Origin of the sequence: Enterobacter sp. KB-280D8, from assembly GCF_041399405.1 — a bacterium.
Classification (GTDB): Bacteria; Pseudomonadota; Gammaproteobacteria; order Enterobacterales; family Enterobacteriaceae; genus Enterobacter; species Enterobacter cloacae_N.
Genome location: NZ_JBGKEC010000001.1, coordinates 26386 through 46436, shown reverse-complemented (window position 1 = coordinate 46436; position 20051 = coordinate 26386). Strand labels below are relative to the sequence as shown.

At 56.1% G+C, this 20051-nt stretch carries 19 protein-coding genes; 11 read left to right on the top strand and 8 right to left on the bottom strand.

Annotation, left to right across the window (positions count from 1 at the left end):
• Positions 1-9 precede the first annotated feature (9 nt).
• Positions 10-1353, top strand: a complete 1344-nt coding sequence (gene gdhA / locus AB8818_RS00275) for an NADP-specific glutamate dehydrogenase (protein WP_061098517.1) — start codon at positions 10-12, stop codon at positions 1351-1353.
• Positions 1354-1424: 71 nt separating this feature from the next.
• Here the strand turns inward: gdhA and AB8818_RS00270 are convergent, their stop codons facing one another.
• The 3 genes from AB8818_RS00270 to AB8818_RS00260 all read right to left on the bottom strand — a co-directional run bounded on the left by AB8818_RS00270 (position 1425) and on the right by AB8818_RS00260 (position 5048).
• A complete protein-coding gene (locus AB8818_RS00270) occupies positions 1425-3332 on the bottom strand; it encodes a DNA topoisomerase III (protein ID WP_116340563.1) in 1908 nt (635 codons plus the stop codon).
• A gap of 4 nt (positions 3333-3336) precedes the next feature.
• A complete protein-coding gene (gene selD, locus AB8818_RS00265; protein ID WP_163328894.1) occupies positions 3337-4380 on the bottom strand; it encodes a selenide, water dikinase SelD in 1044 nt (347 codons plus the stop codon).
• A 116-nt stretch (positions 4381-4496) separates the two neighbouring features.
• The gene (locus AB8818_RS00260; protein WP_116340567.1) at positions 4497-5048 is read right to left on the bottom strand and encodes an NAD(P)H nitroreductase; all 552 of its coding nucleotides are present in this window, start codon (positions 5046-5048) and stop codon (positions 4497-4499) included.
• Between the two features lie 167 nt (positions 5049-5215).
• Here AB8818_RS00260 and sppA point away from each other — a divergent pair, with 167 nt between their 5' ends.
• The 4 genes from sppA (at position 5216) to AB8818_RS00240 (ending at position 10270) form a co-directional block, all read left to right on the top strand.
• A complete protein-coding gene (gene sppA / locus AB8818_RS00255) occupies positions 5216-7072 on the top strand; it encodes a signal peptide peptidase SppA (RefSeq protein WP_166710805.1) in 1857 nt (618 codons plus the stop codon).
• 62 nt (positions 7073-7134) lie between these two features.
• On the top strand, positions 7135-8151 hold the full coding sequence (gene ansA, locus AB8818_RS00250) for an asparaginase (protein WP_028012774.1): 1017 nt from the start codon (positions 7135-7137) through the stop codon (positions 8149-8151).
• Between the two features lie 9 nt (positions 8152-8160).
• On the top strand, positions 8161-8802 hold the full coding sequence (gene pncA / locus AB8818_RS00245; protein WP_192981642.1) for a bifunctional nicotinamidase/pyrazinamidase: 642 nt from the start codon (positions 8161-8163) through the stop codon (positions 8800-8802).
• Between the two features lie 214 nt (positions 8803-9016).
• Positions 9017-10270, top strand: a complete 1254-nt coding sequence (locus AB8818_RS00240; RefSeq protein WP_116340573.1) for a glycoside hydrolase family 18 protein — start codon at positions 9017-9019, stop codon at positions 10268-10270.
• Positions 10271-10320: 50 nt separating this feature from the next.
• Here AB8818_RS00240 and AB8818_RS00235 read toward each other — a convergent pair whose 3' ends face one another.
• Both AB8818_RS00235 and msrB read right to left on the bottom strand, forming a co-directional pair.
• Positions 10321-10593, bottom strand: a complete 273-nt coding sequence (locus tag AB8818_RS00235; RefSeq protein WP_045261608.1) for a YeaC family protein — start codon at positions 10591-10593, stop codon at positions 10321-10323.
• Between the two features lie 41 nt (positions 10594-10634).
• Positions 10635-11048: a peptide-methionine (R)-S-oxide reductase MsrB gene (gene msrB / locus AB8818_RS00230; protein WP_192981644.1), complete on the bottom strand. Its 414-nt coding sequence runs from the start codon at positions 11046-11048 to the stop codon at positions 10635-10637.
• Positions 11049-11389: 341 nt separating this feature from the next.
• Here msrB and gapA point away from each other — a divergent pair, with 341 nt between their 5' ends.
• Together gapA and AB8818_RS00220 are read left to right on the top strand one after the other, a co-directional pair.
• Positions 11390-12385, top strand: a complete 996-nt coding sequence (gapA, locus tag AB8818_RS00225; protein WP_014831506.1) for a glyceraldehyde-3-phosphate dehydrogenase — start codon at positions 11390-11392, stop codon at positions 12383-12385.
• 74 nt (positions 12386-12459) lie between these two features.
• Positions 12460-13344 (top strand): D-hexose-6-phosphate mutarotase, encoded by an 885-nt coding sequence (locus AB8818_RS00220; RefSeq protein WP_192981646.1) that lies wholly within the window; start codon positions 12460-12462, stop codon positions 13342-13344.
• 78 nt (positions 13345-13422) lie between these two features.
• On the opposite strand, the gene AB8818_RS00215 is transcribed toward AB8818_RS00220, so the two are convergent.
• Positions 13423-14169, bottom strand: coding sequence for a MipA/OmpV family protein (locus AB8818_RS00215; protein WP_041910477.1), 747 nt, complete (start codon positions 14167-14169; stop codon positions 13423-13425).
• Positions 14170-14599: 430 nt separating this feature from the next.
• Here AB8818_RS00215 and yeaG point away from each other — a divergent pair, with 430 nt between their 5' ends.
• The 3 genes from yeaG to AB8818_RS00200 all read left to right on the top strand — a co-directional run bounded on the left by yeaG (position 14600) and on the right by AB8818_RS00200 (position 18498).
• Complete coding sequence (yeaG, locus tag AB8818_RS00210) at positions 14600-16534, top strand: protein kinase YeaG (protein ID WP_192981649.1); 1935 nt, start codon at positions 14600-14602, stop codon at positions 16532-16534.
• Positions 16535-16608: 74 nt separating this feature from the next.
• On the top strand, positions 16609-17892 hold the full coding sequence (locus tag AB8818_RS00205) for a YeaH/YhbH family protein (protein ID WP_116340581.1): 1284 nt from the start codon (positions 16609-16611) through the stop codon (positions 17890-17892).
• A 99-nt stretch (positions 17893-17991) separates the two neighbouring features.
• Positions 17992-18498 carry a YbaK/prolyl-tRNA synthetase associated domain-containing protein gene (locus AB8818_RS00200; RefSeq protein WP_116340583.1) on the top strand — a complete coding sequence of 169 codons (507 nt, stop codon included), beginning with the start codon at positions 17992-17994 and terminating at the stop codon, positions 18496-18498.
• Positions 18499-18506: 8 nt separating this feature from the next.
• Here AB8818_RS00200 and yoaI read toward each other — a convergent pair whose 3' ends face one another.
• A complete protein-coding gene (yoaI, locus tag AB8818_RS00195; protein WP_226857506.1) occupies positions 18507-18611 on the bottom strand; it encodes a small membrane protein YoaI in 105 nt (34 codons plus the stop codon).
• Between the two features lie 144 nt (positions 18612-18755).
• On the opposite strand from yoaI, the gene AB8818_RS00190 reads away from it, so the two are divergent.
• A complete protein-coding gene (locus AB8818_RS00190) occupies positions 18756-19202 on the top strand; it encodes a DUF441 domain-containing protein (protein ID WP_008500737.1) in 447 nt (148 codons plus the stop codon).
• Here the strand turns inward: AB8818_RS00190 and AB8818_RS00185 are convergent.
• Positions 19186-19977: a helix-turn-helix transcriptional regulator gene (locus AB8818_RS00185; RefSeq protein ID WP_163328886.1), complete on the bottom strand. Its 792-nt coding sequence runs from the start codon at positions 19975-19977 to the stop codon at positions 19186-19188. The two genes, AB8818_RS00190 and AB8818_RS00185, sit on opposite strands and share 17 nt — an antisense overlap.
• Positions 19978-20051 lie beyond the last annotated feature (74 nt).

Genomic DNA, 20051 nt, shown 5'->3' with positions numbered 1-20051 from the left:
CTTATATCTATGGATCAGACACGCTCTCTGGAAAGTTTCCTTGCCCATGTTCAGCAGCGCGACCCGCACCAAAGTGAGTTTGCTCAGGCCGTTCGTGAAGTAATGACTACCCTCTGGCCGTTCCTTGAAGAAAACCCGCGCTATCGTCAACTGTCGCTGCTGGAACGTCTGGTTGAGCCAGAACGTGTGATCCAGTTCCGCGTGACCTGGGTGGATGACCGCAACCAGGTGCAGGTCAACCGCGCCTGGCGCGTGCAGTTTAACTCCGCCATCGGTCCGTTTAAGGGCGGCATGCGCTTCCACCCTTCCGTGAACCTGTCGATTCTGAAATTCCTCGGCTTTGAGCAGACGTTTAAAAATGCGCTCACCACCCTGCCAATGGGCGGCGGTAAAGGCGGGAGTGATTTCGATCCCAAAGGCAAAAGCGAAGGCGAAGTGATGCGTTTCTGTCAGGCGCTGATGACCGAACTCTACCGCCACCTCGGCCCGGACACCGACGTACCGGCGGGGGATATCGGCGTGGGGGCCCGCGAAGTGGGCTTTATGGCCGGGATGATGAAAAAACTCTCCAATAACAGCGCCTGCGTCTTTACCGGCAAAGGACTATCGTTTGGCGGCAGTCTGATTCGCCCGGAGGCGACCGGCTACGGCCTGGTTTACTTCACCGAGGCAATGCTCAAGCGTCACGGCTTAGGTTTTGAAGGGATGCGCGTGGCGGTTTCCGGCTCCGGTAACGTGGCGCAGTACGCTATCGAAAAAGCGATGCAGTTTGGCGCCCGCGTGGTGACGGCCTCCGACTCTAAGGGCACGGTAGTGGATGAAGCGGGCTTTACGGCTGAGAAGCTGGCGCGCCTGTGCGAAATCAAAGCCAGCCGCGATGGCAGACTAGCCGATTATGCCGCGGAGTTTGGCCTGACGTATCTGGAAGGTAAACAGCCGTGGGGCGTGCCGGTGGATATCGCCCTGCCGTGCGCCACGCAAAACGAGCTGGACGCGGACGCCGCGCGCACGCTGATTACCAACGGCGTGAAGGCGGTAGCCGAAGGGGCGAATATGCCGACCACTATCGAGGCGACGGATCTGTTCCTGGAAGCGGGCGTGCTGTTTGCGCCGGGCAAGGCCGCTAACGCGGGCGGCGTGGCAACGTCCGGTCTGGAGATGGCGCAAAACGCCGCGCGTCTCGGCTGGAAGGCGGAGAAAGTGGATGCCCGTCTGCACCACATCATGCTGGATATTCACCACGCCTGCGTGGAGTACGGCGGTGAAGCGTCACAGACCAACTACGTGCGCGGCGCGAATATTGCCGGGTTCGTGAAGGTAGCGGATGCGATGATTGGGCAGGGTGTGATTTAAGGTTTATATCGTACGGCCGGGTGCCCTCACCCCGGCCCTCTCCCACAGGGAGAGGGAGAAAACCGGGCGTATCAGGCCGCGCTCTTTTTCTTTTTAAACGGTTTCTTCGCGCCGCTACCGGGTGCAACCATCCCTCTGAACGTTTTCACCGGCGTGCTACGCGCCTGATCGATCAGCTGGTAAAGCGTCCCGACCAGCGGCTGCATAAAGTCCTGGTAACGACACTGCTTCTCGCTGATCTGCGTCAGCACCGATTCCCAGTGTGCGGTCATGTCCGGCCGGGCGGCCAGCTCAGGTAGCGAATGAATTAGCGCCCGGCCCGGTTCCGTTGAGTGGATGTAGCGCCCCTTTTTCTCGAGAAAACCGCGCTTAAAGAGCAGCTCGATGATCCCCGCGCGGGTCGCTTCCGTACCCAGACCGTCGGTGGCGCGCAGGATCTTCTTCAGATCTTTATCCTGCACAAAGCGGGCGATCCCGGTCATGGCGGAAAGCAGCGTCGCATCGGTGAAGTGGCGCGGCGGCTGGGTCTGTCGTTCAACCACTTCGCCTTTTTCACACAGCAGTTCGTCATCTTTCGCCACCACCGGCAGCGGCGTGCCGTCGTTCTCCTCGTCACGCTCTTTGTTGCCGAGCAGCGTGCGCCAGCCTGCTTCCGCAAGGAAACGCGCCTTGGCGATAAACTTGCCTTTGGCAATCTCAAGCTCAATCACGCATTTACGGAATACCGCGTCCGGGCAGAACTGCATCAGGTACTGACGGGCGATCAGGTTATACACCTTCGCTTCGTTATCGGTCAGGTTGACGCTGCTGGCACGCGCCGTCGGGATAATCGCGTGGTGGGCATCCACCTTTTTGTCATCCCAGCAGCGGTTATGGGTATCCGGATTAACGACGGGCTGCGGGAGCAGATCCGGCGCGTGGACGCCGATGGCGTTCATCACCGAGTGGCGTCCGGCAAAGTGCTCTTCCGGCAGATAGCGGCTGTCCGAACGCGGATAGGTGATCAGCTTGTGGGTTTCGTAAAGCTTCTGACAGATGTCCAGCACGTTCTGCGCGCTGAGACCAAAGCGCTTCGCGGCCTCAATCTGCAGAGCAGAAAGGGAGAACGGCAGCGGCGCGGGTTCTGATTCCCGTTTATCGTTATAGCTGGTGACGATAGCGGGCTGGCCGGTAATACGGTTGACCACGTGCTCCGCCAGCGGACGGTGCAGCAGCCGCCCCTCTTCGTCCTGATACGACTCGCAGGCATCGCTCGGCTGCCAGACGGCGGTAAAGCGTTCGTCTTTTGGCGTGACGATGTGGGCTTTCACTTCAAAGAAATCTTTGGCGACGAAGTTCTCAATCTCTTCATCGCGACGCACCACCAGCCCCAGCACCGGCGTCTGCACGCGGCCCACGGAGAGCACGCCCTGATAGCCCGCGTTGCGCCCGAGGATAGTGTAGGCGCGGGTCATGTTGATCCCGTAAAGCCAGTCGGCGCGTGCACGCGCCAGCGCGGAGACGCACAGCGGGATAAATTCGCTGTTGGCGCGCAGACGCGAAATGGCACGCTCAACCGCTTGCGGATTGAGGTCGTTGATCAGGCAGCGCTGCACCTGCTGGCGCTTTTCCGGCGCCAGCTCAAGATAGTCCAGCACTTCGTCCACCAGCAGCTGCCCCTCTCTGTCCGGGTCACCCGCGTGGACCACTTCCGTCGCCTCGTGCAGAAAACGTTTAATAACGTTGAGCTGTTTGGTAACGGACGGGCGAGGCTGAAGGCGCCACTTTTCCGGCACAATCGGCAGATCGTTGAGGTTCCAGCGGGCGTAGCGGCTGTCGTAGACGTCCGGTTGCGCCTGCTCAAGCAGGTGGCCGATACACCAGGTGACCACCTGCCCGTTACCGCATTCGATAAAGCCGTCGCCTTTGCGATGCGGCTTAGGCAGCACGTCGGCGATGGCTCGGGCCAGGCTCGGCTTTTCGGCGATAAACAACCGCATCGAATTAACGGATCTCAATCATCGGTCGGCCACCGCGTGCGGTCACCAGCTCGCCGATCGCCGTCAGGGTGATGCCAAACTCGGCCGCGGTTGCCTGAACCTCGGCTTCGGATTCCGGCGTGACCGCCAGCAGCAGACCGCCGGAGGTTTGCGGATCGCACAGCAGGTTGCGCCACTCCTCTGGCATTTCACCCATCAGGTGACCGTAGCTGGCGAAATTGCGCTGGGTACCGCCCGGGACCGCGCCCTGGGCAATGTACTCTTCCACGCCCGGCAGCTTCGGCACGTCCTGATACCAGACCTGCGCCTGCACGCCTGCGCCCTGACAGACCTCAGAGAGGTGCCCCAGCAGGCCAAAACCGGTGACGTCGGTCATCGCCTTCACGCCGTCGATATTGGCGAACGCCGCACCAGCGAGGTTCATCTGGCACATCACTTCCGTTGCCAGGCCTTTGTGCTCCGGTTTCAGCAGGGATTTTTTCTCGGCGGTAGTAAGCACGCCAATGCCCAGCGGCTTGGTGAGGAAGAGCCTGCAGCCCGCCTGGGCGGTACTGTTGCGCTTCACGCGCTCGGTCGGCACCACGCCCGTCACGGCCAGGCCGAAGATCGGCTCCGGCGCATCAATCGAGTGGCCGCCGGCCAGGGCAATTCCCGCCTGCTGGCAGGCGAAACGCCCACCATCAATCACCTCGCGGGCGATTTCTGGTGGAATGGTGTTGATCGGCCAGCCCAGAATGGCGATCGCCATGATCGGCTTACCGCCCATAGCGAAGATATCGCTGATGGCGTTGGTGGCCGCGATGCGCCCGAAGTCGAACGGGTTGTCGACAATCGGCATAAAGAAGTCAGTGGTGCTGATAATGCTGGTGCCGTTACCTAAGTCATAAACCGCCGCATCGTCACGCGTTTCATTGCCGACAAGCAGGTTCGGGTCGACAAACTTCGCCTGTTCGCTGTGCAGAATGGTCTCCAGCACTTTCGGGGAAATTTTACAACCGCAACCGGCTCCGTGGCTGTACTGCGTTAAACGAATGGTTTGCTCGCTCATGGACGTCTCCTGTCATCTCAATCGCGCTATGGTAGCGCTCATTCCATAAAGAGGTAAGTATGACTGTCTGAATTCTGCGGCAGATGCTCAGAATCCAGACAGTTTAGCGCGCGTTATCAGAAACGGCTGACGAAAGGCGTGGTGTCCGGCACGCTAATGGTGCTGGAGGCTTTAAGCTGTGGGGTACCGAGATAGAGGAAGCCGACAATTTTGTCGTGCTCACCGCAGGAGAATCCTGCCCGCACGGCAGCGCTCTCGGTCAGCGGACCGGTGCGCCAGATACCGTTAAACCCCTGTGCAACGGCGGCCATTTGCATCGCCATCACCGCACAGCCGGCAGACATTTCCTGCTCCCAGACCGGCACCTTATGGTCAGCCTGGCATTTGGCCACGACGGTAACGATCATCGGGGCGCGGAACGGCGCGTTGCGGGCTTTATCAATCCCCTTCTCATCCTGCCCAGCGGCAATCGCCCCCTGCTCCAGCAGCTGACTGAAACGTTCGCGGCCTTCACCCTCAATCACAAAGAAGTGCCATGGCTGCAGCGTGCCGTGATCCGGGGCACGCATGCCGGCACGCAGAATGTTTTCCAGCTGCTCGCCCACAGGGGCAGGTTCGGCCAGACGTGACGCGCTACGACGGTTAACAAGCAGTTCGAGTGCATCCATTGGTTAACTCCTTTCTTGAAATTTACTCACAAAATTAACACGACGGCAGATTTTGTTACAGCCTGGCAGGCGATTCCTGCTGACAAGTGGCGGTTGGGTCATTACGATAACCCAACATTACCGTCCAGTGGCGACGGAAACAGTCATTTTCTGGTTAGGGAGAATACATGCGAACCCTTTGGCGAATCTTTGCCGGTTTCTTTAAATGGACGTGGCGACTGCTCAACTTCGTCCGCAACCTGGTGATGAATATCTTCTTCATCCTGCTGGTTCTGGTTTGCGCGGGCATCTGGATGCATATCAGCAACGCGAATCAGGCTCAGCATTCGACTCGCGGGGCCCTGTTACTCGATATCACCGGCGTGATCGTTGATAAACCGTCCACCAGCAACCGTCTGGGGGTTATCAGCCGACAGCTGTTTGGCGCGACGTCAGACCGCCTGCAGGAGAACTCCCTGTTCGATATCGTCGATACCATCCGACAGGCCAAAGACGACCGTAACATCACCGGGATCGTGCTGGATCTGAAAGATTTTGCCGGCGGCGACCAGCCTTCCATGCAGTACATCGGGAAAGCGCTGCGCGAATTCCGCGACAGCGGCAAGCCGGTGATTGCCGTGGGCGACAGCTACAGCCAGGGGCAATATTATCTGGCGAGTTTCGCCAATAAGATCTGGCTTTCTCCGCAGGGGACGGTCGATCTGCACGGCTTTGCCACCAACGGCCTGTACTACAAATCGCTGCTCGACAAGCTGAAGGTCACCACCCACGTCTTCCGCGTCGGCACCTATAAATCTGCCGTGGAGCCGTTTATCCGCGACGATATGTCTCCTGCCGCCCGTGAAGCGGACAGCCGCTGGATTGGCGAGCTGTGGCAGAACTATCTCGGCACCGTTGCCGCTAACCGTCAAATTACCGCTGAGCAGGTGTTCCCTGGCGCTCGTGGCGTGCTGGACGGGCTGCGTAAGGTCGAAGGCGATACAGCGAAATACGCGCTCGACAATAAGCTGGTTGACGCGCTGGGCACCAGTGCGGATATCGAAAAGGCCCTGACCAAACAGTTTGGCTGGAGCAAAGAGGACAAAAACTACAGCGCCATCAGCATGTATGACTATGCTGCGAAAAAACCGGACGATAGCGGTGACAGCGTAGCCGTGGTCTTTGCTAACGGCGCCATCATGGACGGTCAGGAAACGCCGGGCAACGTCGGCGGTGACACCACCGCGTCGCAAATCCGCGACGCACGTCTTGATCCGAAAGTGAAAGCAATTGTTCTGCGCGTCAACAGCCCTGGCGGCAGCGTCAGCGCCTCCGAGGTGATCCGCGCTGAACTGGCCGCGGCGCGTGCCGCCGGCAAGCCTGTCGTCGTATCCATGGGTGGTATGGCCGCGTCTGGCGGATACTGGATCTCCACGCCTGCCAACTACATTGTGGCGAACCCAAGCACGCTGACCGGCTCGATCGGCATCTTCGGGGTGATTAACACCGTGGAAAACAGTCTGGATTATCTGGGCGTGCATACCGATGGCGTTTCCACGTCGCCGCTGGCGGATGTGTCGATGACCAAATCCCTGCCGCCGGAAGTTTCAGAGATGATGCAGCTGAGCATTGAGAACGGCTATAAGCGCTTTATCACGCTGGTTGCCGACTCGCGTAAGAAGACGCCTGAACAGATCGACCAGATTGCTCAGGGCCACGTCTGGACCGGGCAGGATGCGAAGAGTAACGGTCTGGTCGACAGCCTGGGCGACTTCGACGACGCGGTGAAGAAAGCCGCCGAACTGGCGAAGCTCAAGCAGTGGCATATTGAGTATTACCAGGACGAGCCGTCGTTCTTCGATATGGTGATGGACAGCATGTCCGTTTCCGTTCGCGCCATGCTGCCGGAGGCGCTGCAGGCGTACCTGCCTGCCCCGGTGGCCACGGCTGCGAAAGCAATGAAGGCGGAAAGCGATAAGCTTGCGGCCTTTAACGATCCACAAAGTCGTTACGCGTTTTGCCTGACCTGCGCGAACGTCCGTTAAAAACCGTCCCCTCTTCCCGTGAAGAGGGGATTTTTTCTTTTGAAGAACAAGAACTCACTACCATGCAGAAGAAATCGATTTATGTCGCCTACACTGGCGGTACCATCGGGATGCAGCGCTCTGAAAACGGCTATATTCCGGTCTCCGGCCACCTGCAGCGTCAGCTTGCTCTGATGCCTGAATTCCACCGTCCGGAAATGCCTGACTTTACCATCCACGAATACGAGCCGCTGATGGACTCCTCCGACATGACGCCGGAAGACTGGCAGCACATTGCGGATGACATTAAAGCCCATTACGACCAGTACGACGGCTTCGTGATCCTGCACGGCACTGACACCATGGCGTTCACCGCCTCGGCGCTCTCCTTCATGCTGGAGAACCTGAGCAAGCCGGTGATCGTCACCGGGTCGCAAATTCCGCTGGCCGAGCTGCGCTCTGACGGGCAGATCAACCTGCTGAACTCCCTGTACGTGGCGGCCAATTACCCGATCAACGAAGTGTCGCTGTTCTTCAACAACCGTCTGTATCGCGGCAACCGCACCACCAAAGCTCATGCCGACGGTTTTGACGCCTTCGCCTCCCCTAACCTGCAGCCGCTGCTGGAAGCCGGGATTCATATCCGTCGTCTGGGAACGCCTCCGGCACCGAACACCGCTGGCGAGCTGATCGTGCATCCGATTACCCCGCAGCCGATTGGCGTGGTCACCATCTATCCGGGGATCTCCGCAGACGTGGTGCGCAACTTCCTGCGCCAGCCGGTGAAAGCGCTGATCCTGCGCTCCTATGGCGTGGGCAATGCTCCGCAGAACGGCGAGTTCCTGAAAGAGCTTCAGGAAGCCAGCGAGCGCGGAATTGTGGTCGTGAACCTGACCCAGTGCATGTCCGGCAAAGTGAATATGGGGGGCTATGCCACCGGCAACGCGCTGGCGCACGCGGGGGTGATCAGCGGCTTCGATATGACCGTTGAGGCGACGCTGACTAAACTTCACTATTTACTGAGTCAGGATCTGGACATTCAGTCCATTCGCCGCGCCATGATGCAAAACCTGCGCGGCGAACTGACCCCGGACGAATAAGGAGGTCTCATGAAGCAACGCGCCCTGCTACTGGTCGATTTGCAAAATGATTTCTGCGCGGGCGGTGCGCTTGCCGTCGCCGAAGGTGACAGCACCGTTGACGTGGCCAACGCGCTGATTGACTGGTGCAAAGCACGCAGTGAAGCGGTTGTCGCCAGCCAGGACTGGCACCCGGCGAATCACGGCAGCTTTGCCAGCCAGCACAACGTCGAGCCGTTCACCCAGGGTGAACTCGACGGGCTGGCGCAAACTTTCTGGCCGGATCACTGCGTACAGCAGACGGAAGGCGCGGAGCTGCATCCGCTCCTGAATCAGAAAGCCATCGACGCGGTGTTTCATAAAGGCGAAAACGCGGCTATCGACAGCTATAGCGCGTTTTTCGATAACGGGCATCGTCAGAAGACGGCGCTGGACGCGTGGTTACGTCACCATGAAATCACGGAGCTGATCGTACTGGGTCTGGCGACGGATTACTGCGTGAAGTTTACCGTGCTGGACGCGCTCCAGTTAGGCTATACCGTCAGCGTCATCACCGATGGCTGTCGTGGGGTGAACATTCACCCAGAGGACAGCGCTCAGGCGTTTATGGATATGGCCGCTGAAGGTGCTACGCTGTATACGCTGGCAGACTGGCTGGAAACGCAGGCGTAGTCTTTTAAGCCGGGTGGCGCTGACGCTTACCCGGCCTACCTTTCCCCGTAGGCCGGGTAAGGCGCAGCCGCCACCCGGCATTTCTTCCCCAATCCCCATAAAGTGAACTCCCTCGCATCACAAGCGAAACGGCAATGCTATTCTCATCAGGCTGTTTTTTCGCCACGCCTTTTCTGTGGCGTGGTTATTTTTATTACGTCAAAGAGGAACTTGTATGAAACGTTTGCCCCTGCTGGCAGCATTACCCTTGCTTTGCGCGTCACTTGCTTCCGCCGCGCCGCTGATGTCCGTGGGCTACTTTAACGGGGGTGGCGATGTCACCGCCGGACCGGGTGGCGATATTAATAAGCTGGACGTTCGCCAGATCACTCATCTGAACTACTCGTTTGGACTTGTTTATAACGACGAGAAAGACGAGACCAACGCCGCGCTGAAAGATCCGACGAAACTGCATCAAATCTGGCTGTCGCCAAAAGTGGCGTCCGATCTGGCCCTCATACCGGCCCTGCGTAAACAAAACCCGAACCTGAAAGTCCTGCTCTCTGTTGGCGGCTGGGGCGCGCGTGGTTTCTCTGGCGCAGCGGCAACCAAAGAGAGTCGCGCGGTGTTTATCCGCTCTGCGCAGGAAATTGTCGACAAATACGGCCTGGATGGGATCGATCTCGACTGGGAGTATCCGGTTAACGGCGCGTGGGGGCTGGTTGCAAGCCAGCCAGCCGATCGGGATAACTTCACCGCCTTGTTGAAAGAGATGCGCGCGGCGTTTGGGCAGAAAAAGCTGGTGACCATTGCGGTGGGCGCGAATGCGGAAAGTCCGAAAAGCTGGGTAGATGTCAAAGCCATCGCGCCCCTGCTCGACTATATCAACCTGATGACCTACGACATGGCGTACGGTACCCAGTATTTCAACGCGAACCTGTATGACTCCAGCGCCTGGCCAACGGTGGCTGCCGCCGATAAATACAGCGTCGATTTTGTGGTGAGCAACTATCTGGCCGCCGGACTTAAGCCGAAGCAGATGAACCTCGGGATCGGTTTTTACGGTCGCGTACCGAAACGTGCGGTTGAACCGGGCATTGACTGGAGCAAGCCGGACGCGCAAAAAAATCCGGTCACCCAGCCCTACTTCGGGCCGCAGGAGATCGGCCTGTTTAAATCGCTCGGCTATGACCTGACCAAAGATACCTACGTGAAGTACAACGATATCGTGAAGAAGCTGCTGAACGATCCGCAGAAGCGTTTTACCGAGCACTGGGACGACCAGGCGAAGGTGCCGTGGCTCTCGGTAAAGGGTTCTGATGGCAACGCGCTGTTTGCGATTTCGTATGAGAACCCGCGTTCCGTCGCGATCAAGGCAGACTACATCAAAGAAAAAGGCCTCGCCGGGGCGATGTTCTGGGAGTACGGGGCTGATGATAACAATCAGTTAGCGAAACAGCTGGCGGAATCACTCGGAATTAAGCACTAAGGTGTATGTGCCGGGTGGCGCTAGCGCTTACCCGGCACACACGGAGAGCGTTATTTGAAAGTCGCAATCGGCTTCGGCGTGATGCCAAAATCTTCCTTAAGCTCGCGCTTGCTCTTCATCACCATCTGACCGTTGGTATCGATAGTCATGTGCTGTGCATCGGTGTTGTTGCGCGCCTGCCACAGCATCACCAACTGCAAACTGTTCTCTTTTTGCTCAGGCGTCAGGGCCACACCGTCGGGCCATTTACCCAGCTCAACGGCGGTCACCAGACGCTGATAAACTTCCGGGGTCATCCCGTTAATCATGTCCTCAATATTCACGATCTCTCCCTTTCAAAGGAATAATTTGCTGAATCGTTTTTTCAACCCTTAATCTGGTCGCCGTTTTCATCGTCGCTGAAGCTCAGAGAAGCTGAGTTTACGCAGAAACGCTCGCCCGTTGGCTGAGGGCCATCCGGGAAAACATGCCCCAGGTGCGCGTCGCAGTTGCCGCAGCGAATTTCCGTGCGCACCATACCGTGCGACGAGTCGGTCAGATAGCGGATTGCGTCATCGCTCACCGGCTCGTAAAAGCTCGGCCAGCCGCAGCCAGAGTCGTATTTCGTTTGTGAATTAAACAGCGGGGCATCGCAGACCAGACAGTGGTAAACGCCGTCTCGCTTGTTATGCAGTAAACGCCCAGTAAATGGCGGCTCCGTGCCGTGATTCTGCGTCACGTAAAACTGCATTTCTGTGAGGCTTTTTTTCAAATCGTCAGGGTTACGTTGGTTCGACATATGCTTACATCTCGCTGTAGAAACAGACATCTTTTAACCCCGATTCTAACAAAACATTAACACCCTTGCGTGCACTTTTGTTCTAAACTTATGTGTCGCGAAAAGGCGGTCAGGCAATTGTGATCATGTTCACATTTTTATCCTGCGAGGACTTTAAAATTCCGGGCGCAGCCCCCATGTGGTTGCAAGCTCAAAGGGAAAGTGAGGCGAGTCAGTCGCACAAACGTTAGTCACAGGATTGATTTGTCGCAATGATTGACACGATTCCGCTTGACGCTGCGTAAGGTTTTTGTAATTTTACAGGCAACCTTTTATTCACTAACAAATAGCTGGTGGAATATATGACTATCAAAGTAGGTATCAACGGTTTTGGCCGTATCGGCCGTATTGTTTTCCGTGCTGCTCAGAAACGTTCTGACATCGAAATCGTTGGTATCAACGATCTCCTGGACGCTGAATACATGGCGTACATGCTGAAGTACGACTCAACTCACGGTCGTTTCGACGGCACCGTTGAAGTGAAAGACGGCCACCTGGTTGTTAACGGTAAAACCATCCGCGTTACTGCTGAGAAAGACCCAGCTAACCTGAAATGGAACGAAATCGGTGTTGACGTTGTTGCTGAAGCAACCGGTATCTTCCTGACCGACGAAACTGCACGTAAACACATCACTGCGGGTGCGAAGAAAGTTGTTCTGACCGGTCCTTCCAAAGACAACACCCCAATGTTCGTTCGTGGTGCAAACTTCGAAACTTACGCTGGCCAGGACATCGTTTCTAACGCATCCTGCACCACCAACTGCCTGGCACCGCTGGCTAAAGTCATCAACGACAACTTCGGCATCATCGAAGGTCTGATGACTACCGTTCACGCTACCACCGCTACTCAGAAAACCGTTGATGGCCCGTCTCACAAAGACTGGCGCGGCGGCCGTGGCGCGGCTCAGAACATCATCCCATCCTCTACCGGTGCTGCTAAAGCTGTAGGTAAAGTACTGCCAGAACTGAATGGCAAACTGACTGGTATGGCGTTCCGCGTTCCAACTCCTAACGTATCCGTTGTTGACCTGACTGTTCGTCTGGAAAAAGCTGCTTCTTATGAAGAAATTAAGAAAGCAATCAAAGCTGCTTCCGAAGGCGCAATGAAAGGCGTTCTGGGCTACACCGAAGACGACGTTGTATCTACCGATTTCAACGGCGAAGTGTGCACTTCCGTGTTCGATGCTAAAGCAGGTATCGCACTGAACGACAACTTCGTGAAACTGGTTTCCTGGTACGACAACGAAACTGGCTACTCTAACAAAGTACTGGACCTGATCGCTCACATCTCCAAATAAGTTGAGATGAGTGCTTGATCCAAAAAGGCGACTTCGGTCGCCTTTTTTATTGTTTTTAGACAGAGGATTGCTTAATGATTAATAAAATTTTTGCACTTCCGGTAGTCGAACAACTTACCCCTGTGCTCTCCCGCCGTCAGATTGACGGTGCCGACGTTATCGTCGTTGACCATCCCCGCGTTAAAGCGTCCGTGGCGCTGAACGGCGCTCACCTGCTCTCCTGGAAACCGGAAGGCGAAGCCGAAGGTTTGTGGCTGAGCGATGCGACCTCCTTCAAAAAAGGGGCGGCTATTCGCGGTGGCGTACCGATCTGCTGGCCGTGGTTTGGCCCGTCTGCACAGCCGGGTTTGCCTTCTCACGGTTTTGCCCGCAACCAGCAGTGGACGCTGAAAGCGCATAACGAAGACGATAATGGCGCCGTGCTGACCTTTGAGCTGCAGGCAAATGACGAGACCCGCGCCCTGTGGCCGCACGAGTTCACCCTGTATGCCCGCTTCAAGCTGGGTAAAACCTGCGAAATTGAGCTGGAAGCCCACGGCGAGTTCGACACCACCTCGGCCCTGCATACCTACTTCAACGTGGGTGATATCAGCGCAGTGAAGGTAAGCGGCCTTGGCGATACCTTTATCGATAAAGTGGATAACGCCAAAGAAGGCAAACTGAGCGACGGCATTCAGGCGTTCCCTGACCGTACCGACCGCGTCTATCTGCATCCGGAAGCATGCAGCGTGATCCACGACGGTACCCTGAACCGCAGCATTGAGGTGGTCCATCACCATCACAGCAACGTGGTGGGCTGGAACCCGGGTCCTGCTCTGTCTGTAAGCATGGCCGACGTACCTGACGACGGTTATAAAACGTTCGTCTGCGTGGAAACGGCCTGCGTGACCACCCCGCAGAAAGCGAGTGAAGAAAAGCCATCACGTTTAGGACAGACGATCCGCATCGTTAAGCGATAATGCCGCCGCACCACGCAAAAGCAAACGGGGCGCAAGCGCCCCGTTTTGATGCAAAGATTGCACTAAAATAATGCACAATCAGAACTTGTAGGTCACACCCACAGAGAAGATGCCAGCCCAGGACTTATCGACCATCGGGCTATCCTTCACTTCATCGCTCAGACGCTCGTAACGACCGGTGCCGTAGACGTTCCAGTCGCCAAGGAAGTTATAGCTCGCGGTCAGCTCCAGGTATGGATCCCAGCCGTCATCAGCGCTGTAGCTTTTCAGCCCACTGCGGCGGGACTCGTTTTTAGAGACGCCATAGTAGTAGTCGTTGTAGTTTTCACTGTTGTACTGCACCCCGATACCCGGCGTCAGGGTGAGCCCACCGTTGGTATAGCGGTACAGCCAGGCCAGATCCCAGATAAAGCCGTTGCTGTTATCCAGCGTATCACCCGCCAGGGCCGTACGCAGGAAGCCATACTGTGTGTTATGCACGTACGAAAGCCCGGCCATCATAGAGCTTTTGCGCTTGTCGAGCTGGCGAAGCGCATGGCTGTCGCTGTCTCCCGGCTTGAAGTGCGTTGGATCGTAGTAGGCCATGATAGATAACTTATCGGCCGTATCGTTCCAGAGATAGTAGCCGCCGCCGAGACCACGGAACCAGAAATTATCGCCTTCATAGGTGATAACGGGAACAGGATAAACATCGCGGTCATACTGTTTGTATGGGCTGTTAATGACGCCAACGCCCGCGCCCACCGTCCACTGACTTTCCGCCTGAGCGGTGCTAACTGCGGTAGCGGCAAGGATGCCCAATGCCAGAAGTTTGAGTTTGGTCACAATCCATTCTTTCCTGTAGTCAAATAATCAGCGGGTGAAGTGTAACCGCCATTCCCGAACATCCCAAAATTTTTTGCCTGCTAATCAGTCTGATTAACCCATTATTTTTAACTTTTCAGATGACAGCCCGCTTTCATTTATATGACCGCTGAATGAAAAACGTCCTTAAGCCTTATAACTCAGGTGGAAATTTTTGGATGAGTTATTGATATGTCATTGAAATTAGTTTTTCTCAGCATGCAAGTTTGGCAAATGCCATCTACGCTTAAATTTAAGAAGAGTTTTCCTGAACACCTGCGGTTCTTAGCGTCTGACCTGGCACACAGGTTGCTGCTCTGGCAGTGGGGTGCGAGAGATTCTCTTCCGGGAGCCTCCACTACTCATACGAACGGCTCTTATCCTGTGCTAAAAAACGAAAGGACGGCATGCCATGAATATATTCGATCACTATCGCCAGCGCTATGAAGCTGCCAAGGACGAAGAGTTCACACTGCAGGAGTTTCTTACCATTTGTCGGCAAGATCGCAGTGCCTATGCCAATGCGGCAGAACGGCTATTGATGGCTATCGGTGAGCCAAACATGGTTGATACTGCCCTGGAGCCACGGCTTTCCCGTCTGTTTTCGAATCGGGTGGTCGCCCGATATCCGGCGTTCGAAGAGTTCTATGGTATGGAAGATGCCATTGAACAGATTGTCTCCTATCTGAAGCATGCCGCCCAGGGTCTGGAAGAGAAGAAACAGATCCTCTATTTACTCGGCCCCGTCGGCGGCGGTAAATCCTCGCTGGCTGAACGCCTGAAGTCGCTGATGCAGCGCGTACCGATTTATGTGCTGAGCGCCAACGGCGAACGCAGCCCGGTTAACGACCATCCGCTGTGCCTGTTTAATCCGCAGGAAGATGCGCAAATTCTGGATAAAGAGTTTGGCATCCCGCGCCGCTACCTCGGTACCATCATGTCGCCGTGGGCGGCAAAACGCCTCAACGAGTTTGGCGGCGATATCACTAAGTTCCGAGTGGTGAAAGTATGGCCATCCATACTGGAGCAGATCGCTATCGCCAAAACGGAACCGGGTGATGAGAACAACCAGGATATCTCGGCGCTGGTGGGCAAAGTCGATATCCGTAAGCTGGAAAACTACGCACAAAACGACCCGGATGCCTATGGCTATTCCGGTGCGCTGTGCCGCGCCAACCAGGGGATTATGGAATTCGTTGAGATGTTCAAAGCACCGATTAAAGTGCTGCATCCTCTGCTGACAGCGACCCAGGAAGGGAACTACAACGGGACGGAAGGTATTTCCGCCCTGCCGTTTAACGGCATCATTCTCGCCCACTCTAACGAATCAGAATGGGTGACCTTCCGTAATAATAAAAACAATGAGGCCTTCCTTGACCGCGTTTACATCGTCAAGGTGCCTTATTGCCTGCGGATCTCCGAAGAGATCAAAATTTACGAGAAACTGCTTAACCATAGCGAGCTGGTACACGCGCCATGCGCCCCGGGTACGCTGGAAACGCTCTCGCGCTTCTCCATCCTGTCGCGCCTGAAAGAGCCGGAAAACTCCAGCATCTATTCGAAAATGCGCGTCTATGATGGTGAAAGTCTGAAAGATACCGATCCGAAAGCGAAGTCCTATCAGGAATACCGTGACTACGCCGGGGTCGATGAGGGGATGAACGGTCTGTCCACGCGTTTCGCGTTTAAGATCCTCTCCCGCGTCTTTAACTTCGATCATGCGGAAGTGGCGGCCAACCCGGTTCACCTGTTCTACGTGCTGGAGCAGCAAATTGAGCGCGAGCAATTCCCGCAGGAGCAGGCTGAACGCTACCTTGAGTTCCTGAAAGGCTACCTGATTCCGAAATACGCTGAGTTCATCGGCAAAGAGATCCAGACGGCCTATCTGGAATCCTACTCAGAATACGGGCAGAACATTTTCGACCGCTATGTCACCTACGCTGACTTCTGGATTCAGGATCAGGAGTACCGCGACCCGGATACCGGCCAGCTGTTTGACCGTGAATCCCTGAACGCGGAGCTGGAAAAAATTGAGAAGCCTGCCGGGATCAGCAACCCGAAAGACTTCCGTAATGAGATTGTGAACTTCGTCCTGCGCGCCAGAGCGCATAACAATGGTCGCAATCCGAACTGGACCAGCTACGAGAAGCTGCGCACGGTCATTGAGAAGAAAATGTTCTCCAATACCGAAGAGCTGCTGCCGGTGATCTCGTTTAACACCAAAACCTCAACCGACGAGCAGAAGAAACACGACGATTTTGTCGACCGTATGATGGAAAAAGGCTACACCCGCAAGCAGGTTCGCCTGCTCTGCGAATGGTATCTGCGCGTGCGTAAATCGTCTTAAAACAAGTGCCCGGTAGCGCCTGCGCCTGCCGGGCCAACAAAAACGCAAGTTGGCAAATGCAGTACGGGGGGTATATGACCTGGTTTATTGACCGGCGTCTTAACGGCAAAAACAAGAGCACGGTGAACCGCCAGCGCTTCTTGCGCCGTTATAAAGCGCAAATTAAACAGTCGATCTCCGAGGCCATCAACAAACGCTCGGTGACCGACGTCGACAGCGGCGAGTCTGTCTCCATCCCTACCGATGACATCAGCGAACCGATGTTTCATCAGGGGCGCGGGGGCCTGCGCCATCGCGTACACCCAGGTAATGACCACTTTGTTCAGAACGACAGAATTGAGCGCCCTCAGGGCGGCGGTGGTGGTTCAGGAAGCGGTCAGGGACAGGCCAGCCAGGACGGTGAAGGTCAGGATGAGTTCGTTTTCCAGATTTCGAAAGATGAATATCTCGACCTGCTGTTCGAGGACCTTGCGCTGCCGAACCTGAAAAAAAATCAGCATCGTCAGCTTAATGAGTACAAAACCCATCGCGCGGGCTATACCGCCAACGGCGTGCCCGCCAATATCAGCGTTGTTCGTTCGTTGCAGAATTCGCTGGCGCGACGCACCGCCATGACGGCAGGCAAACGTCGTGAGCTGCGCGAGCTGGAAAGCAGCCTGAAGGTCGTGGAAAACACGGAGCCAGCGCAACTGCTGGAAGAGGAGCGCCTGCGTAAAGAGATTGCCGAGTTAAGAGCAAAGATCGACCGCGTGCCGTTTATCGACACTTTCGACCTGCGCTATAAGAACTACGAAAAACGCCCTGAACCCTCCAGCCAGGCGGTCATGTTCTGTCTGATGGACGTCTCCGGCTCAATGGACCAGGCCACCAAGGATATGGCGAAACGTTTTTATATTTTGCTCTACCTGTTCCTGAGCAGAACCTATAAGAACGTGGAAGTGGTTTATATCCGCCATCACACCCAGGCGAAAGAGGTGGATGAACATGAGTTCTTCTACTCTCAGGAGACCGGGGGGACCATCGTATCAAGCGCGTTGAAACTGATGGACGAAGTGGTGAAAGAGCGTTATGACCCGGCGCAGTGGAACATTTATGCCGCGCAGGCGTCGGATGGCGACAACTGGGCCGACGACTCACCGCTGTGTCACGAGATCCTGGCGAAGAAAATTCTGCCGGTGGTGCGTTACTACAGCTATATCGAAATCACCCGTCGCGCTCACCAGACCCTGTGGCGGGAGTATGAACATCTACAGTCCATGTTCGATAACTTTGCAATGCAGCATATCCGCGATCAGGATGATATTTATCCGGTATTCAGAGAGCTCTTCCACAAGCAATCTGCGACCAGCAACGTATAACCCCACAGTCAGCGAATCCGCTGGCTGTTTTCTTTCGACCCCGTTCATCCCGTGCTAATGTAGCAAGCTGCATACTGGATTATCACCGGGAAAATTGTGATGACTGACGACGCTATTGGGGCAGGAACCCACCAGAAGCTGATTACCTTACTCACCGAGCAGGGCGCGCGTTTTCGCGTCATGGAGCATGAGGCGGTCGGGAAATGTGAAGCGGTGAGTGAAATTCGCGGGACCGATCTGCGCCAGGGTGCAAAAGCCCTGGTCTGCAAAGTGAAGGGCAACGGCGTTAAAAAACACGTACTGGCGATTCTGGCCGCAGACCTGCAGGCCGATCTGAGCCAGCTTGCCAGCCATTTTGGCGGGCTTAAGGCTTCCCTCGCCAGCCCGGCCGAGGTTGATACCCTTACCGCCTGCGTTTTTGGCGCTATCCCGCCCTTTAGCTTCCATCCTGATTTAGCGCTGGTTGCAGACCCGCTGCTGTTTGAGCGTTTCGACGAAATCGCCTTTAACGCCGGCTTACTGGAGAAATCCGTGATTATGGATACCCAGGATTACCTGCGCATTGCCCGTCCTGAGCTTGTTAACTTCCATAAAGCGTCGTCGTGACGGCGCTGTCAGCCTTTTCGTTCCAGAAACAGGACGGAGGCGACGAGAATCGCGGCAATAGCGAAAAACGATGAGGAGATGATCAGCGCTTCAACAAACATGTGATCGTTCATGATGGCGGCCCCGTTGCGATACCTGCCTTCGTTTTAATCCGCGTAAATGACAAGGTTATGACAGCAAGAGAATCTTTTTAAAACTGTCTTCCGCCGCTTTTCCGCGTACAGTAAGCAGGGTAACTATTCTGGCAAGGACTTCCCATGTTTGACCCTACTCTGCTCATTCTTCTGGCTCTCGCCGCGCTCGGGTTTATCAGCCATAACACCACAGTCGCCATCTCGATTCTGGTGCTGATTATTGTGCGCGTGACCCCGTTAAACACCTTTTTCCCGTGGATAGAAAAACAAGGCCTCACCATCGGGATCATCATTTTAACCATCGGGGTGATGGCGCCCATTGCCAGCGGAACGCTTCCCGCCTCGACGCTACTGCACTCGTTTGTGAACTGGAAATCGCTGGTGGCGATCGCGGTAGGCATTTTTGTCTCGTGGCTGGGCGGGCGCGGCGTTACGCTGATGAGCAGCCAGCCTTCACTGGTTGCCGGCCTGCTGGTGGGTACCGTGTTGGGCGTGGCGCTCTTTCGCGGCGTGCCGGTGGGCCCGCTTATTGCGGCAGGGCTGGTTTCCCTGTTTATCGGGAAGTCATAGTCAGGCTGGCCATATAACGTGCCGGCGTCTGGCCCAGCCCCTTCCTGAACATGGTGATAAACGCGGTGGTAGAGTCGTAGCCCAGCGACTGTGCCGCCTGCTGAACCGATTTCCCGCTTATCAGATGCTGTAACGCCAAAATCAGCTGCAGCTGGTGACGCCAGCGTCGAAAGCTTAAGCCGGTCTCTTTCACCACCAGCCGCGCCAGATTACGTTCGCTCATCGCAAAGTGGCTCGCCCACTGTGCCAGCGTCTGCCAGGTGGCGGGCTCTTCCGCCATCTTCTCGCTCATCAGCCGGATTTTAGGATGGGGTGAGACGGGCAGCTGCAGATGCTCCTGCCGCTGGAGCGGCAGCTCGTCAAAAAGGACGTCCACCAGACGCGATGTGGCCGCAAGCTGAAGCTGTTCACGTGATTTCTCAGCCAACGATAAAATCAGCTCCCGCACGAGGGGGGAAATTTTCAGAGTGCAGCAGCGGTCGGGCAGGCTGGCGGCACCTGGCTCAATGAACAAAAAGCAGAGCTGCGCCCCCGGCGTGGCCCTGTTGCTGTGCGGCATTTGGCCAGGGATCCAGACGGCATACTGAGGCGGTACCATCAGCATGGCTTTTTCCACTTCGCAGGTAATCGCACCGCCGAGGGCCAGAATCAGCTGCCCCTTACGGTGTTGATGCCGGGGAATATATTGTTCCTCCGCCACCACGCGGATGCGAAACGCGACGGCCGCATCGTGCTGGCTATCAGGATCGTAGCCGTCCAGTCCCAGACCAATCATCAGTTTGTCCGATATGAGCGATAAACTGTCATTTTAGCCTGATTTCAACCGCTGAAAAAATCGGTATTGTGTGC